Here is a 15,724-nt window from a genome sequence, read left to right as displayed (position 1 = left end):
ACAAGATAGACTTTTCTTCTGCTAAGCAGATGAACGCAAGATAAACTAATAGAGGAATACGACTATTAAAACCGTAAAAAAAGCACCCGTAGCTAACCGTCCGAATCGCATTAATGATGAAATTCGAGTAAAAGAAGTTCGTTTGATTGACCAAGATGGCGAACAAGCAGGTATTGTATCAATTCAACAAGCCTTAGATATGGCTGAGCAAGCAGAATTAGATCTTGTTGAGATTAGTCCAAACGCAGAGCCACCAGTGTGTCGCATTATGAATTACGGTAAATTCCTATATGAAAAAGGAAAAGCGGCAAAAGAGCAGAAGAAAAAACAAAAAGTCGTTCAAGTGAAAGAAATTAAATTCCGTCCGGGTACAGATGAAGGCGACTATCAAGTTAAGTTGCGTAGCCTGATTCGTTTCTTGGAAGAAGGTGACAAAGCAAAAATTACCGTGCGTTTCCGTGGACGTGAGATGGCTCACCAAGATATCGGGCTAGAAGTGTTAGAGCGCGTAAAGAACGATTTAGCTGAAATTTCTGTGGTAGAGTCTGCACCGGGTAGATTGGAAGGCAGACAAGCCGTTATGGTTCTGGCGCCGAAAAAGAAATAGTTTTCTAGAAATGCAATCAATAAAATCTTGATTGCATTTTTTGTTTTGTAGCATACTGATCAGTTTATTATGGCATGAGCCTCATGTTGTCATGTGATAAATGATGAACAATACAGCTGAATAAGAGCATATTGATAGGTAAACATCAAAATTCTACGTAATTTGAAAAAATGATTTGCTAAAAACAGACGAATTCTATAGAATTCGTCTGTTTTTCGTTATGAAAAACTCAAAATGGATCAGGCAAACTACGCAGCCTGATTATTTTAGAGAGAATAGCCTGAAATACGGTTACTCAAAGTAAGAAATATTCAGTGCTTTACAAGTAATCTCTTCGGAAATTCGCCTGAATATCGGTGTTTAACAAAAAACAATGCGGAGTTATTAAACAATGCCTAAAATTAAAACAGTACGTGGTGCTGCGAAGCGTTTCAAAAAAACAGCTTCTGGCGGTTTCAAACGTAAACAATCTCACTTACGTCATATTTTGACTAAAAAGACAACTAAGCGTAAACGTCATTTACGTCATAAATCCATGGTTGCGAAAGCAGACCAAGTTTTAGTAGTAGCGTGCTTACCATACGCATAAGCTGCGTTTTAAGTACAGTCGTACGATTAGTTAAATTTTATTTCAAATTAAGACAATAGGAGATTAAATAATGGCTCGTGTAAAACGTGGTGTTATTGCAAGAGCACGCCATAAGAAAGTTCTTAAGGCTGCTAAAGGTTATTACGGTGCTCGTTCACGTGTTTATCGTGTTGCGTTCCAAGCAGTAATTAAAGCTGGTCAATATGCTTACCGTGACCGTCGTCAACGTAAACGTCAATTCCGTCAATTATGGATTGCACGTATCAACGCTGCAGCGCGTCAAAATGGTTTATCATACAGCAAATTCATCAACGGCTTGAAAAAAGCATCTGTTGAAATCGACCGTAAAATCCTTGCCGATATCGCGGTATTCGATAAAGTTGCTTTCACTGCATTAGTAGAAAAAGCAAAATCTGCACTTTAATTTAAAGTCAGGTATATTAAGATTAGGGCGCGCTCTCGCGTCCTTTTTTATGCCTGTTATTTAAGGATTCGCAGGTTTATTCGTAATGTATTCACCCATTTCCCTTTTTTCCTAATGCTGTTTTGACTTCGTGTCATACGTTTATAGTATCAAAGGCATGTTGTACATTATATTTATTGACACAGCTAAAATAAGCATATCTTTATTTTAATACCACAAAAGAGTTATATATTTATATTCATACCTAAAAAGAGGTATATATTTTTTCTTCCTTGTTAGTTTATTAAAATAATTTAACGCCTCAAAGTGATTTATGTGGTGATGATATTTTTTATCCCTTGTTCAATTTAATCCAATGTTTATTTGATAGCGTAGCGTTATATCCTGATTTATATTTCTAAATACCATATAAAATTAATATTTTTTATTTTTAAAATTATTAGAAAACTAAAATCTGTCTTATTTTTGTTCTATTTTAGCTTCATATTTATTCTTTTAAATTTTAAAATAAATCAAAGGCTTGTAATTTGTAGGGGATTTTTAGTAGAATTCTTTTTAAATTTAATCTTGCAATAGGATTTTGCATTATTAAATATGTTTAAAGATAAATGATCAGTTGTATAAGTATGAAGTTTAAGGAGTACTTAATGAATTTATCTAAAATCGCAACAGGGATCGTTGCGTCATTTTGTTTTATTCCAACCTTATAATGTCAATAAATTTAATCTCACGGCAACATTTGGTGGTTACCAATCTCAAACTGCCATTGCTATTGGTACAGGTTATCGTTTTAATGAAAGAATTGCCGCAAAAGCGGGAATCGCCAAAAGCGTAGAAGGTGCCGCGTTATCTTATAACGTTGGTGTGAACTATGAGTTTTAATCGTAAAAAGGAGTTTAACGGACAACATTAATATTATTTACCTCTAAACTATCCCAAATTTATTCAAATAGCGCGCTACGTTTTCGTAGCGCGTCTTATATAAAACGCCCTTTATACACATCAATATCTCATATTGTTATCCCAGCAGTTTTTATTTTCTTTATTCGCAAATTAAAAAAACGCCACGGCTAACTCCGTGGCGCTATCTGTTTATACGCGTCAAATTGACTGACAATAACCAGATTCAGAGGAACAGTTATTTCCAAATTTCCTCAAATTTCACCTTGGCTTTTAAGAATTTTGGCGTTGCGACTAAATTACAGTAGCTGTTTTGTGGGTTCTGCAATAAATAGCCTTGGTGATAATCTTCTGCAGGATAAAAAGTTTGTGCTGGTAGCACTTCAGTGACGATTTTTTCGCTAAAGTGCGGTTGTAATTCGGCAATTTTTTTATTTGCTAGCTGTTTTTGTTCCTCATTCAAATAATAAATGCCTGTGCGGTATTGCGTCCCCACATCTTCGCCCTGGTGATTTAATTGGGTTGGATTATGAATAGAAAAGAAGATGTCTAATAATTTTTCATAACTAATCACTGTCGCATCGAATTCCACTTTTACCGCTTCCGCATGACCCGTTTCACCGGTACATACTTCTTTGTAAGTTGGATTTTCAGTCGTTCCGTTAATATAACCTGAAGTCGCTTTTTCAACGCCTTTAATTTGATTAAATACTGCCTCAACGCACCAAAAACAGCCGCCGGCAAAGATTGCTTGTTGTGTCATAGGATTTCCTTTTTTATCGTTTATTCGCTTGAGTTTAATGAATTTCTTTCACATTTATCAGTTCTACTTGGTGAAAATCTTGTTGTTCATCGTCGTCATCAATCGGACTTGTGGCAATAAATTCGGGTTTATCGAACGCAATATCACCTTCAATGTTTTCTAATATTTGTCCACGTTGCAGATCTTTAAAGTTAAATAAATGCGTATCACACAGATGTGATGGCACAATATTTTGTATTGCACTAAACATAGTTTCGATACGTCCGGGATATTGGCGATCCCATTTTTGCAACATTTCTTTGACCACTTGGCGCTGCAAATTGGGTTGAGAACCACACAAATTGCACGGAATAATCGGGAAATGTTTTGCCTGAGCATATTTTTCAATGTCTTTTTCTTTGCAATAGGCGAGTGGACGAATCACGATTTGTTTACCGTCATCACTGATTAACTTTGGCGGCATACTTTTTAATTTACCGCCATAAAACATATTTAAGAATAAAGTTTCTAACATATCATCACGGTGATGACCAAGTGCAATTTTGGTTGCCCCTAATTCCGTCGCGGTCCGGTATAAAATACCACGTCTTAAACGTGAACAAAGTGAGCAGGTCGTTTTACCTTCAGGAATTTTTTCTTTAACGATGCCATAGGTATTTTCTTCCACGATTTTGTAATCCACTCCGATACTTTGCAAGTATTCAGGCAGAATATGTTCAGGGAAACCCGGTTGTTTTTGATCTAAATTCACCGCCACAATCTCAAAATGGATCGGCGCGTTAAGACGTAAATTTAACAGAATATCTAATAGGGTATAGCTGTCTTTTCCACCAGAAAGACAAACCATGACTTTATCGCCTTCTTCGATCATATTAAAATCGGCAATCGCATTGCCGACATTACGGCGTAAGCGTTTTTGTAACTTATTGAAATTATAAGTGTGTTTTTTATCTTGTTGAGTTGTATCAGTCATCGTCAATTTCGGTTTTGCTTAAAATCTGCGTATAGTAAGGGGTAATTGCAATTTTTTCCATTAGAAATTGTGCTTTTCATGAAGTGCGGTCAGTTTTTGTGAAATTGTTAGCTGAAAGATCCGATAAAGTTGGGTATAATCATGCCAATTTTTTGCTGATTTTATTTGTTGTGAGACATTTTAATGCTGGAAACGTCACAAACCATTCCTGAACTTGTTGCTTGGACGCGAGAGCGAGAGTTCGCCTTAAATTTATCTACTGAACGTTTAGCCTTTTTATTGGCGATTGCGATTTATAATAATGAACGTTTAGACGGCGAAATGCTCGAAGCGGATTTAGTCGATATTTTTCGTCATATTTCTACCGCCTTTGAACAATCCAATGACACCATTGCCACACGCGCCAATAACGCGATCAATGAATTAGTCAAACAACGTTTCTTAAACCGTTTTAGTAGTGAATTTACTGAAGGGCTTTCCATTTACCGTCTAACGCCACTTGGCGTTGGCATTTCGGATTATTATATTCGCCAACGGGAATTTTCTGCGTTACGTTTGTCTGTCCAGTTATCCATTGTGGCAGATGAAATTCAACGCGCTTCAGAGGCGGCAGAAGAGGGCGGTGATGAACATCATTGGCGCCGTAACGTGTTTGCCCCCTTAAAATATTCCGTGGCTGAGATTTTTGACAGCATTGATTTATCTCAACGCGTGATGGATGAAAACCAGCAAAGCATTAAAGAAGAAATTGCGGAACTCTTAACCAAAGATTGGCAGGCTGCGATCGCCAGTTGTGAACATTTATTAGATGAAACCTCTGGCAATTTACGTGAACTACAAGACACCTTGAATGCGGCAGGCGATAAATTACAAGCACAATTATTACGTATTCAAGATTGTGTGATCGGTCAGGAAAATCTCGCTTTTGTTGAGCAATTAATCACAGATTTACAAGCCAAGTTAGACCGTATTATCAGTTGGGGACAACAAGCCATTGATTTATGGATTGGTTACGATCGCCATGTCCATAAATTTATCCGTACGGCGATTGATATGGATAAAAATCGCGTGTTCTCTCAACGTTTACGCCATTCTATTCACCATTATTTTGATCACCCTTGGTTTTTATGGACTGCGCAAGCAGAACGCTTAGTCGATATGCGGGATGAAGAGCTAACCTTACGCGAGGAAGATGCCCTTGGTGAATTACCAGAAGCATTGCAATATGAATCATTAGCCGATTTACATGAACAAATTGTCGAACATATGCAAACCCTATTAATTGCTTACCGTGAACGTAACGAGCCGATTAATTTAAGTTTGGTGTTAAAAGAACAATTAGCCCATTATCCATTAGCGAAACATTTCGATGTGGCACGTATTATTGTGGATCAAGCAGTGCGTTTAGGGTTGGCAAATGATGATTTAAGCGGACTGTATCCAAATTGGGAAGCAATTAATGATCGGGGAGCAGAAGTGCAAGCGCATAAAATTGATGAGTATAAATAATCCAGTAAGTGCGGTACGTTTTAGCCAAATTTTCAACTAGAGAACAAACAATGACAGATAATCTTCAAGACCTTATTTCAACCAAGCTCGCGGCAGCGATTGCCAATCCGCTCTTTCCTGCTGTGGATAGTCAGTTACGCGCAGGGCGACATATTAGCCTTGATCAATTAGATAATCATGCTTTTTTAATGGATTTCCAAGGCGAATTAGACAGTTTTTATCGTCGTTATAATGTGGAACTGATTCGTGCACCCGAAGGGTTTTTCTATTTACGCCCGAAAGCGACAACCTTGATCGCTCGTTCGGTGTTGACGGAATTAGAAATGTTGGTTGGTAAAGTGCTTTGTTATCTCTATTTAAGCCCAGAGCGCTTGGCACAACAAGGGATTTTTTCTACTCAGGAAGTCTATGATGAGTTATTAAATCTTGCGGATGAAAATAAATTATTGAAAGCAGTTAATCAACGTTCTTCGGGATCTGATTTAGATAAGCAAAAATTGGCAGAGAAAGTCCGTGCTGCCTTAAACCGGTTACGTCGTTTAGGTATGATCCATGGTGTCGGTGAACAAAATAGTGGTAAATTTACCATTGCTGAAGCCGTGTTCCGTTTTGGTGCGGAAGTGCGTGCTGGTGATGATCCGCATGAAGCCCAATTACGTTTAATTCGTGATGGGGAAGCCGCTACACCAGACTCCTTAGCCTTAGAAAAGCAAGCCGATTTGAATGAAGTCGATGACAATGATGAACTTGAAGATGAATTAGATGATGAGGAACACGCATAATGTCTGAAGAATTAGCCCTTGAAAACCTTGAACACGTTGAAACAAGTGTGCCTCATGCTGTATTTTCTCATGCAAATAGTGCGCCCCGTGGTAAATTTCGTTCTTTAACGTTAATTAACTGGAACGGTTTTTTTGCGCGTACTTTTGATTTAGATGAATTAGTCACCACACTGTCTGGTGGAAACGGTGCTGGGAAATCCACCACTATGGCAGGCTTTGTTACCGCCTTAATTCCTGATTTGACCTTATTACATTTCCGTAATACCACAGAAGCGGGAGCAACCAGTGGTTCGCGAGATAAAGGCTTGCATGGTAAATTGCGTCCGGGCGTTTGTTATGCTGCATTGGATACCATTAATTCGCGCAATCAACGTGTTATTGTAGGCGCAAGACTACAACAAGTAGCGGGACGTGATAAGAAAGTCGATATTAAAACCTTCTCTATTCAAGGACTCAACTTAGCCGAAAATCCGACAACGATTTTTACCGATGTGGTCAATGAACGCCAAGCACGTGTACTCACACTCAATGAGTTAAAAGAGAAAATTGAGCAAGCTGGCGCACAATTTAAGCAATATCATTCGATTACCGATTATCATGCGATGATGTTTGATTTGGGTATTATCCCAAAACGCCTGCGTTCTTCCTCTGACAGAAGTAAATTCTATAAACTGATTGAAGCCTCACTTTACGGTGGGATTTCAAGTGCCATTACCCGTTCTTTACGTGATTATTTATTGCCAGAAAATCTTGGCGTGCGTAAAGCCTTCCAAGATATGGAAAGCGCCTTGCGTGAAAACCGCATGACGCTTGAAGCCATTAAAGTGACGCAAGCCGATCGTGATTTATTTAAGCATTTGATTACCGAAACGTCAAACTATGTGGCATCGGATTATATGCGCCATGCTAATGAACGTCGCGGTAACATTGAAAGTGCGGTGCGTTTCCGCCAAGATTGGTATCGTGCGCGCACAGAACAGCATTTGTCACAACAACGTTTAGTCGAATTAAGTCGCGAAGCGGCAGAATTGGCCGAGAATGAAAAAACGTTAGAAGTAGATCATCAAAGTGCAGTGGATTACTTGAACTTAGTGCTGAATGCGCTACGTCACCAAGAAAAAATTTCTCGTTATCAAGATGATGTGGCTGAAATTACGGCGCGTTTAGAAGAACAGAAAATGGTGGTTGAAACGGCAACAGAACAACTTGAGGAAAGCCAAGTACAGGTTGAACAAGTTGAACAAGAAGTAGATCAGATCCGTGCCCAATTAGCCGACTATCAACAAGCCTTAGATGCACAACAAACCCGTGCATTACAATATCAACAAGCGATTGCAGCGCTTGAAAAAGCCAAAACACTGTGTGGTTTAGCTGATTTAGGCGTAAAAAATGTTGAAGCTTATCACGATGAGTTTGCAGCACATGCTGAAAGTCTTACTGAGCAAGTGCTTGAATTAGAACAAAAAATGTCAATTTCTGATGCAGCAAAATCACAATTTGATAAGGCTTATCAATTAGTTTGTAAAGTTGCAGGTGAGATTCCACGTTCTACAGCCTTTGAACAAGCGAAAGTGCTCTTACGTGAATACCCAACACAAAAAGTACAAGCACAACAAACGCCTCAGTTGCGTGCAAAATTACATGAATTAGAACAGCGCTATGCACAACAACAAAGTGCGGTGCGTTTGTTAAAAGAATTTAATCAACGTGCAAATGTCAGCTTGGAAGATGCTGAGGCGTTGGAAGCCTACCATGCTGAACAAGAAGCTTTGCTCGAAGATGTCAGTGCAGAATTATCCGAACAAGTTGAACAACGTTCAACCTTGCGTCAAAAACGTGAGCAACTCAGCGCACTTTATCAGGATAATGCAAAAAAAGCGCCTGCTTGGTTAACCGCACAAGCCGCTTTAGCGCGTTTACAAGATCAAAGTGGGGAAACCTTTGCAGACAGTCAAGATGTGATGCAATTTATGCAGGCACAATTGGTGAAAGAGCGTGAGTTAACCATTGAACGTGATCAGCTTGAACAACAACGTCAACAATTAGAAGCCCAAATTTCTCGTTTGAGCCAACCAGATGGGTCAGAAGATGCGCGCTTAAATGTGTTGGCTGAACGTTTTGGAGGGGTCTTGCTTTCCGAATTGTATGATGATGTACCGATTGAAGATGCCCCTTATTTCTCTGCCTTATATGGTCCGGCACGCCATGCCATTGTCGTACGTGATTTAGACGCGGTAAAAGGACAATTAGCTCAGCTTGAAGAATGCCCAGATGATTTATATTTAATCGAGGGTGACCCAAGCGCTTTTGATGATAGCGTGCTTTCTGCCCAAGAATTAGCGCATGGTGTCGTTGTACAGGTCTCTGATCGAGAATTACGTTACTCTAAATTCCCTGAGATTCCATTATTTGGTCGAGCTGCACGCGAGCAATATTTAGAGGCATTACAGCAACAACGTGATGACGTGACAGAGCAGCATGCACAACGTGCGTTTGATGTACAAAAATGTCAGCGTTTACACGAACATTTCAGTCAATTTGTCGGGCTACATTTAGCGCTCGCGTTCCAGCCAAATCCTGAAGAGGTGATGGCGGAAATTCAGCAACAACGCAATGAGATTGAGCGTGAATTAAATCAATTTGTGACGACGGAACAACAATTGCGTATTCAATTAGACCATGCAAAAGAAAAAATGCAGTTGTTGAATAAGTTAATTCCGCAATTAAATCTGATTGCGGATGAAAGTTTGATTGATCGTGTAGAAGAGTGCCGTGAGCAACTGGATATTGCAGAACAAGATGAGTTATTTATTCGTCAATATGGCGCGACGTTGTCACAATTAGAACCTATTGCGAACACATTACAAAGTGACCCAGAACATTATGAACGCTTAAAAGCCGATTATGAACAGGCGATTTCACAGCAAAAACAAGTGCAACAACGCTTATTTGCATTAGCAGATGTATTACAACGTAAAGCGCATTTTGCTTATGAAGAGCGTGTTCAAACAGAAAACACTGATTTAAATGAACAATTACGCGCTAAGTTAGACAGTTTGCAACAACAACGTGAAGTGCAAAAAGCGCAGTTACAACAAAAGCAGCAGCAATTTACCAATTACAATCGGGTGTATATTGAGCTACAAACCTCGTTCAATAACAAAATGCAAATGCTACAAGAGTTATTGCAAGAAGTTGGCGAATTAGGTGTACGAGCCGATCAAGGGGCAGAAGAACGTGCCAAACAACGTCGTGACGAATTACATCAAGTCTTATCGGATACACGTCAACGTCGTCACTATGTAGAGAAACAATTAACCTTAATTGAAAGTGAAGCGCAAAGTTTAAATGCACGTATTCGTAAGGCGGAACGTGATTACAAAACACAACGCGAACTGGTGGTTGCCGCGAAAGTGAGCTGGTGTGTCGTCATGCGTTTATCGCGCGGTAGCGACGTGGAAAAACGCTTAAATCGTCGTGAATTTGCCTACTTATCTGCTGATGAATTGCGTTCTATGTCGGATAAAGCCCTTGGTGCATTGCGCACGGCAGTCGCAGATAATGAATATTTACGTGATAGTTTGCGTTTGTCTGAAGATAATCGTAAGCCAGAAAATAAAGTGCGCTTCTTTATTGCCGTCTATCAACATTTGCGTGAACGTATTCGCCAAGACATTATTAAAACCGATGATCCAATCGATGCGATTGAGCAAATGGAAATTGAGCTTTCACGCTTAACAGATGAACTTACTCGCCGTGAACAGAAATTGGCGATCAGTTCTGAAAGTGTGGCAAATATCATGCGTAAAACCATTCAGCGTGAACAAAACCGTATTCGTATGTTAAATCAAGGGCTACAAAATATTGCCTTTGGTCAAGTTAAATCGGTTCGTCTCGTGGTCAATATCCGTGATACCCATGCGATGTTGCTTGACGCGTTATCGGGCACCCAAGAGGAATACCAAGATTTATTTACTGATCAGCGTATGACCTTCTCGGAAGCAATCGCCAAGTTGTATCAGCGTTTAAACCCACATATTGATATGGGGCAACGTACTGCGCAAACTATTGGTGAAGAGTTATTAGATTACCGTAATTATCTCGATCTGGAAGTGGAAGTGTATCGTGGCGCAGATGGTTGGTTACGTGCTGAAAGTGGCGCCTTATCAACGGGTGAAGCGATTGGTACCGGTATGTCGATTCTGTTAATGGTGGTACAAAGCTGGGAAGAAGAATCACGCCGTATTCGCGGTAAAGATATTGTGCCATGTCGCTTGTTATTCTTAGATGAAGCCGCACGTTTGGATGCAAAATCCATCTCCACCTTGTTTGAGTTGTGCGAGCGTTTAGATATGCAATTATTGATCGCCGCGCCTGAAAACATCAGCCCAGAAAAAGGTACAACCTATAAACTGGTGCGTAAAATCGCCGGCAACCAAGAACATGTGCATGTGGTTGGTTTGCGTGGTTTTGGCGCATAGTTAACGTAAAGAAAAAGTGCGGTCAAAATGTTTAAAGTTTTAACCGCACTTTTTTATCCGTCATTGCGGAAGATTATTTTTGAGTAACTACGGTCGGAACTAATTTTTCCGCCCCTTTTAATTTGCCGTAAACTTCTTCAGTTAAACCATGTTTTTTACCGATAGTATCGGTATCATTCAAGGTGACAAACACCTCACCTTTTGTATCTTCCCAAACCAAGGCTTTTATTGGTAAATCAATAGCTAAAGTCGGTGATTTTAACATCATAGGTGTGCCTGCTTTTGGTGTACCGAAAACAACCACACTTGAAAAAGGCATCTCAAGTCCCGCTTCTTTTGCTGCAGCTTGGTGATCAATCACAGTAAACACTTTCATGCCTTTTTCGGTTACCGCATGTTTGATTTTTTCGACGGTTTCCACAGCAGGATAAGCGCTTTTTACGGTCTTCAACGCTGACTCATTAGCTTGTGCAACCATAGCGGTTGCGATGAAAGGTAAGGTGAAAAGTAAACTTTTTAGTTTCATGAAGTGCTCCTATTAGTGATATCAAAATCAGCTTATTGTAGAGTATTCTCAAAATTAAACAAGAATGATTCTTATCTATATATTTAGAGAAAATAAAAAGGGTGCTATAATCCGCCTTTCATTTTTTTAAGGAAAAATAATATGCATCATCTTATCATTGCCGTCCTTTGTAGCGTGGCAGTATCCGTGTTGCTTAAAGTAGCACGTAAGAAAAACATTGTGATTCAACAAGCGATTGCCTTTAATTATATTGTCGCGCTGAGCTTAAGTTATTTCTTATTAAAGCCTGATTTTAAAGGGTTAGGCTTTTCGGAATTTGTGGCGCAAAGTGACAACGCACCGGTGTTCTTTGCTTTAGGAATTTTATTGCCGACAGTTTTTATTGTGATGTCGAAAGCGGTAGAGTATGCGGGGATTGTACGTTCTGACGCCGCACAACGTTTATCGTTATTTTTGCCCATTGTGGCCGCTTTTGTGATTTTTGGTGAACAACTGAGCTCAGCACGTTTAATGGGTATCATTTTGGCATTTGTGGCGTTATTTTGCTTATTAAATAAACCTACTGATACAGAAAGCAACTTAAAAGGGGTAGTCAGTTTAATTCTGGTTTGGTTCGGCTACGGCATTATTGACATTCTGTTTAAACAAGTGGCGAAAAGTGGCGGGGCTTTCCCGGCAACCTTGTTTATTTCCTTTGTACTTGCGGCTTGTGTGATGTTTGGTTATTTATTATTGAAACGTGAAGTTTGGACCGTGCCAAGTTTTATTGGTGGAATAATTTTAGGTGGTCTAAACTTTATGAATATTTTGTTCTATATTAAAGCACACCAAAGTTTTAGTGATAATCCAACATTGGTATTTGCCGGCATGAATATTGGTGTGATTTGCTTAGGAACGATCACCGGCGCCTTGGTTTTTAAAGAAAAAATCAGTAAAATCAATGGGGTAGGTATCGCTATCGGCATTAGTGCTATTTTCTGCCTTTTCTATTTAGATAAATGGCTTTAACCACCGCTTCGGATAACAACAACCGCACAAAAGTGCGGTTTGTTTTTTCTGAATTTTATTGATTATGCTAGAATGGCGTTTATTTGTTATTGAGTACGATTATGTCCACATCACCTGATTTTAGCTTTTTCATTTATGATTATGAGAGTTTTGGCGTTGACCCCGCTTCTGATCGTCCCGCTCAATTCGCTGGTATTCGCACTGACATCAATTTCAATATCATCAGTGACCCTGTCATGTTTTATTGTAAACAAACCAATGATTATTTACCCGCGCCTGAAGCGGTTTTGGTCACAGGGATTACACCACAAGAATGTAATGAAAAGGGGATTCCTGAACCAGAGTTTGCGGAACGCATTTTACAAGAGTTCAGTCGCCCAAATACCTGTGTGATGGGATTTAATAATATTCGTTATGATGATGAAATGACACGCTATACCTTTTATCGCAATTTCATTGATCCCTATGAATATAGCTGGAAAAATGGCAATTCGCGTTGGGATTTATTGGATTTGGTCCGTGCTTGCTATGCTTTACGCCCAGAAGGGATTAATTGGGCTTATGATGAAGAAGGGATGCCGTCATTTCGTTTAGAGAAGTTGACTAAAGCCAATGGTATTGAACATAGCAATGCACATGATGCAATGGCGGATGTGTATGCCACCATTGCGATGGCAAAACTGATTAAAGAAAAACAACCCAAATTATTTCAATATTTCTTTGAAAATCGCGGTAAAAAAGAAGTTGAGAAACTAATTGATACCGCAAATCTAACGCCATTGGTGCATGTTTCGGGTATGCTTGGCAATCATCGTGGTAACACTACCTGGATTGTGCCTTTAGCCTGGCATCCGACCAATCAAAATGCAGTCATTTGTTGTGACTTAGCCGCAAATATAACGGATTTACTTAATAAAGATGCTAACGAATTACGTCAACATCTTTATACGCCTAAAGCTGAATTAATTGAAAAGGGGATTTTACCGGTACCATTAAAATTGGTGCACATTAATAAGTGTCCAATTCTTGCGCCTGCTAAAACCTTATTACCTGAAAATGCAACGCGGTTAGGTATTGATCGTACATTTTGTTTGGAAAACTTACAGCGCCTCAAATTATCGCCCTCTATTCGTGACAAGGTCACTGAAATTTTCAATGAAGAACGGCATTTTGCCCCAAGCATCAATGTAGAAACAGAACTGTATAATGGGTTCTTTGATTACAATGATAGAAACAACATGGCGATTTTACGTCATTTACCAGAAGAAAAGCTGGCCGAGCATGGTTTAGCGTTTAAAGATGCGCGTATCCCCAAATTATTATTCCATTATCGGGCAAGACATTATTTCAATAGCTTAACTCGCGCAGAACAAATTCAATGGCAAAAGTACCGTTATAAAAAGTTGGATCAAGTTGCACTACAATTTGAGCAAAGTTTACAACGTTTAATCGCAGAGAATAGTGAAAATCCGACTAATTTGACCTTATTACAAAAAGTCTATGAGTATGGTGCAAAAATATTAGCCTAAATAGGTTGTCGAGCGTTAATTTTTGCTTAGCTTACTGCACAAATCATTTCAGATTTTACGTAGCGCGATCAATAAAAATAAAGTCATGGAGAAGTTAATCCATGGCTTTTTTTTATTTATTTTGAACGTTATTTCTATTTCATCTTTAATTTTGCCTGACAATAGCATTATTACCGTTCATAACATCAAAAATGTCGATGTGACAACGCACATCATTTCCTTATTTCATCTTGCTTAAGTAGTAAAAGTGACCTGTGCATAACTCTGTGATTTATTTATATCGTAGTGTTTATTAACTTTGTAACTAATTTCGCATAATGTATATTATGTTAAATTAAATAGAAAAGTGACAAGTAGATTTAACGTGACATGCTCACTCGTGAATGTATGCACTATTTTGTTATTTTTATGTGTAGTTTTTTTGGAAGGAAAATATTTTATGATGGGTTATATTTTTGCTTTTCTTTAAAAAGAAATGCTCTCTCTTCTACGATTGGAATAATTTCTTCTTATTTCATCACGGCAATTTAAATCAAAATAAGAATATAAATTTATTGTGGTAACGCTACGTGAAATCTGAGTTTTTTTAGGCAGAATAATACTCAGAAAGTAAAAAAAGAATGTTATATGGAAAACGTCATTTTTATGCTTATGATAAAAAATATGCTCCAAATTAATTTCTTTTAATTCTACCTATTCTCTTTTAAAACAAGGGATTTGTTACCATTGAGATGTATCATCTTCAATGGCTAATACAGAAAAGTGTTAACAAAAATTTGACATTTTAGGTTAAAAAATAATAAGATGAAGTGGTCTAGCCAGAATCCCCTCGTTAGATTTACCACATTTAGTAGGAGAATTTACAAAATGAGTAAAGAATTCGATAAAAAACGTGATGAATTATTAAGTGAGATTCGTGAGATCTTAGATAACGCAGAAGAGCTATTCGATGAAAAATCTAAAGCCAGTGTGGATGAATTAAAAAAACTGAAATCGAATCTGGATTCACGTGTTTCTAAATTACAGAAACAATTTGGCGCATTAAAGGATGATGCTGTTGCTGGTACAAAAGAAGTGATTAAACAAACTGATGAGTTAGTCCAAGATAATCCTTATAAAGCAATTGGGGTTGCGGGTGTTATTGGATTATTATTAGGCGTTTTAATCTCTAAGAAATAACGTTTTGCAATTGTAAAAGGCTACATGGTGTAGCCTTTTCTTACAATTAGGACGATAAATGCAAATTTTACAGAAAATCAAAAACATCACCCTCACCTCTCTTGAACTTATTCATGTGCGTTTAGACATGGCAAGAATTGAGTTAGTGGAGCAAAAAAATTTTTTAATCACGTTATTGAGTGCATTATTTGTGATTTTTATTCTTTTGTTGGTGTCATTTATCAGTTTATTATTTGGGTTAAATTCGCTACTTGACCCTGAAACCAAACAAATTGTTTTTTTTGCCATTAGTGCGGGCGCATTTTTCCTGATTTTGATTTTATTACTGCTCATGCGAAAGATTCTAAAGAAACAGCGTAATTTTATGGTGGATACTTTAACTGAAGTAAAACATGATATCCAAGCGATAAAAGGTGCACTTGGCTCCCCTTCAAGTAAAGATCAAGAGTAGTAA

The 15,724-nt window shown here is 38.4% G+C and carries 14 protein-coding genes; 11 read left to right on the top strand and 3 right to left on the bottom strand.

The window, feature by feature from the left end:
- Positions 1–64: 64 nt before the first annotated feature.
- The 4 genes from infC (at position 65) to KPF51_RS04565 (ending at position 2,502) form a co-directional block, all read left to right on the top strand.
- Entirely contained in the window at positions 65–607 is a 543-nt protein-coding gene (infC, locus tag KPF51_RS04580; RefSeq protein WP_080940655.1) for a translation initiation factor IF-3, read from the top strand.
- Between the two features lie 391 nt (positions 608–998).
- Positions 999–1,196: a 50S ribosomal protein L35 gene (rpmI, locus tag KPF51_RS04575; RefSeq protein ID WP_005596065.1), complete on the top strand. Its 198-nt coding sequence runs from the start codon at positions 999–1,001 to the stop codon at positions 1,194–1,196.
- A gap of 70 nt (positions 1,197–1,266) precedes the next feature.
- A complete protein-coding gene (gene rplT / locus KPF51_RS04570) occupies positions 1,267–1,620 on the top strand; it encodes a 50S ribosomal protein L20 (RefSeq protein ID WP_005722169.1) in 354 nt (117 codons plus the stop codon).
- A gap of 678 nt (positions 1,621–2,298) precedes the next feature.
- Positions 2,299–2,502, top strand: coding sequence for a YadA C-terminal domain-containing protein (locus KPF51_RS04565; RefSeq protein WP_095261630.1), 204 nt, complete (start codon positions 2,299–2,301; stop codon positions 2,500–2,502).
- A gap of 256 nt (positions 2,503–2,758) precedes the next feature.
- Here the strand turns inward: KPF51_RS04565 and msrA are convergent, their stop codons facing one another.
- Together msrA and ttcA are read right to left on the bottom strand one after the other, a co-directional pair.
- The gene (gene msrA / locus KPF51_RS04560; RefSeq protein ID WP_061406060.1) at positions 2,759–3,283 is read right to left on the bottom strand and encodes a peptide-methionine (S)-S-oxide reductase MsrA; all 525 of its coding nucleotides are present in this window, start codon (positions 3,281–3,283) and stop codon (positions 2,759–2,761) included.
- 34 nt (positions 3,284–3,317) lie between these two features.
- Positions 3,318–4,256, bottom strand: coding sequence for a tRNA 2-thiocytidine(32) synthetase TtcA (gene ttcA / locus KPF51_RS04555; RefSeq protein WP_005726457.1), 939 nt, complete (start codon positions 4,254–4,256; stop codon positions 3,318–3,320).
- A 183-nt stretch (positions 4,257–4,439) separates the two neighbouring features.
- Between ttcA and mukF the strand changes: the two genes are divergently transcribed.
- The 3 genes from mukF to mukB are packed head-to-tail and all read left to right on the top strand — an operon-like array spanning position 4,440 to position 11,028.
- A complete protein-coding gene (gene mukF, locus KPF51_RS04550; RefSeq protein WP_005726458.1) occupies positions 4,440–5,765 on the top strand; it encodes a chromosome partition protein MukF in 1,326 nt (441 codons plus the stop codon).
- Between the two features lie 50 nt (positions 5,766–5,815).
- The gene (mukE, locus tag KPF51_RS04545) at positions 5,816–6,547 is read left to right on the top strand and encodes a chromosome partition protein MukE (protein ID WP_061406061.1); all 732 of its coding nucleotides are present in this window, start codon (positions 5,816–5,818) and stop codon (positions 6,545–6,547) included.
- On the top strand, positions 6,547–11,028 hold the full coding sequence (gene mukB, locus KPF51_RS04540; RefSeq protein ID WP_061406062.1) for a chromosome partition protein MukB: 4,482 nt from the start codon (positions 6,547–6,549) through the stop codon (positions 11,026–11,028). The genes mukE and mukB overlap by 1 nt, the downstream gene beginning before the upstream one ends.
- Before the next feature lie 73 nt (positions 11,029–11,101).
- Here the strand turns inward: mukB and KPF51_RS04535 are convergent, their stop codons facing one another.
- Positions 11,102–11,554 carry a DUF302 domain-containing protein gene (locus KPF51_RS04535; protein ID WP_046333200.1) on the bottom strand — a complete coding sequence of 151 codons (453 nt, stop codon included), beginning with the start codon at positions 11,552–11,554 and terminating at the stop codon, positions 11,102–11,104.
- 141 nt (positions 11,555–11,695) lie between these two features.
- On the opposite strand from KPF51_RS04535, the gene KPF51_RS04530 reads away from it, so the two are divergent.
- The 4 genes from KPF51_RS04530 to KPF51_RS04515 all read left to right on the top strand — a co-directional run bounded on the left by KPF51_RS04530 (position 11,696) and on the right by KPF51_RS04515 (position 15,721).
- Complete coding sequence (locus KPF51_RS04530; protein WP_046333201.1) at positions 11,696–12,562, top strand: membrane protein; 867 nt, start codon at positions 11,696–11,698, stop codon at positions 12,560–12,562.
- Between the two features lie 101 nt (positions 12,563–12,663).
- On the top strand, positions 12,664–14,091 hold the full coding sequence (sbcB, locus tag KPF51_RS04525) for an exodeoxyribonuclease I (RefSeq protein WP_061406063.1): 1,428 nt from the start codon (positions 12,664–12,666) through the stop codon (positions 14,089–14,091).
- Between the two features lie 867 nt (positions 14,092–14,958).
- Positions 14,959–15,270 (top strand): YqjD family protein, encoded by a 312-nt coding sequence (locus KPF51_RS04520; RefSeq protein WP_005722182.1) that lies wholly within the window; start codon positions 14,959–14,961, stop codon positions 15,268–15,270.
- Positions 15,271–15,328: 58 nt separating this feature from the next.
- Positions 15,329–15,721 carry a phage holin family protein gene (locus tag KPF51_RS04515; RefSeq protein WP_005726461.1) on the top strand — a complete coding sequence of 131 codons (393 nt, stop codon included), beginning with the start codon at positions 15,329–15,331 and terminating at the stop codon, positions 15,719–15,721.
- The last annotated feature ends 3 nt before the right edge of the window (positions 15,722–15,724 follow it).

Source organism: Pasteurella sp. XG20 (assembly GCF_018968665.1).
GTDB classification, from domain to species: domain Bacteria; phylum Pseudomonadota; class Gammaproteobacteria; order Enterobacterales; family Pasteurellaceae; genus Pasteurella; species Pasteurella multocida.
Note: the sequence above shows the minus strand (reverse complement) of the source record. Positions and strands in the feature narration are given on the sequence as shown.

Coding starts and splice junctions, on each gene's coding strand:
- KPF51_RS04535 (WP_046333200.1), bottom strand. CDS start 11,554: ATGAAACTAAAAAGTTTACTTTTCACCTTACCTTTCATCGCAACCGCT.
- mukF (WP_005726458.1), top strand. CDS start 4,440: ATGCTGGAAACGTCACAAACCATTCCTGAACTTGTTGCTTGGACGCGA.
- mukB (WP_061406062.1), top strand. CDS start 6,547: ATGTCTGAAGAATTAGCCCTTGAAAACCTTGAACACGTTGAAACAAGT.
- ttcA (WP_005726457.1), bottom strand. CDS start 4,256: ATGACTGATACAACTCAACAAGATAAAAAACACACTTATAATTTCAAT.
- sbcB (WP_061406063.1), top strand. CDS start 12,664: ATGTCCACATCACCTGATTTTAGCTTTTTCATTTATGATTATGAGAGT.
- rpmI (WP_005596065.1), top strand. CDS start 999: ATGCCTAAAATTAAAACAGTACGTGGTGCTGCGAAGCGTTTCAAAAAA.
- rplT (WP_005722169.1), top strand. CDS start 1,267: ATGGCTCGTGTAAAACGTGGTGTTATTGCAAGAGCACGCCATAAGAAA.
- KPF51_RS04530 (WP_046333201.1), top strand. CDS start 11,696: ATGCATCATCTTATCATTGCCGTCCTTTGTAGCGTGGCAGTATCCGTG.
- msrA (WP_061406060.1), bottom strand. CDS start 3,283: ATGACACAACAAGCAATCTTTGCCGGCGGCTGTTTTTGGTGCGTTGAG.
- KPF51_RS04515 (WP_005726461.1), top strand. CDS start 15,329: ATGCAAATTTTACAGAAAATCAAAAACATCACCCTCACCTCTCTTGAA.
- mukE (WP_061406061.1), top strand. CDS start 5,816: ATGACAGATAATCTTCAAGACCTTATTTCAACCAAGCTCGCGGCAGCG.
- KPF51_RS04520 (WP_005722182.1), top strand. CDS start 14,959: ATGAGTAAAGAATTCGATAAAAAACGTGATGAATTATTAAGTGAGATT.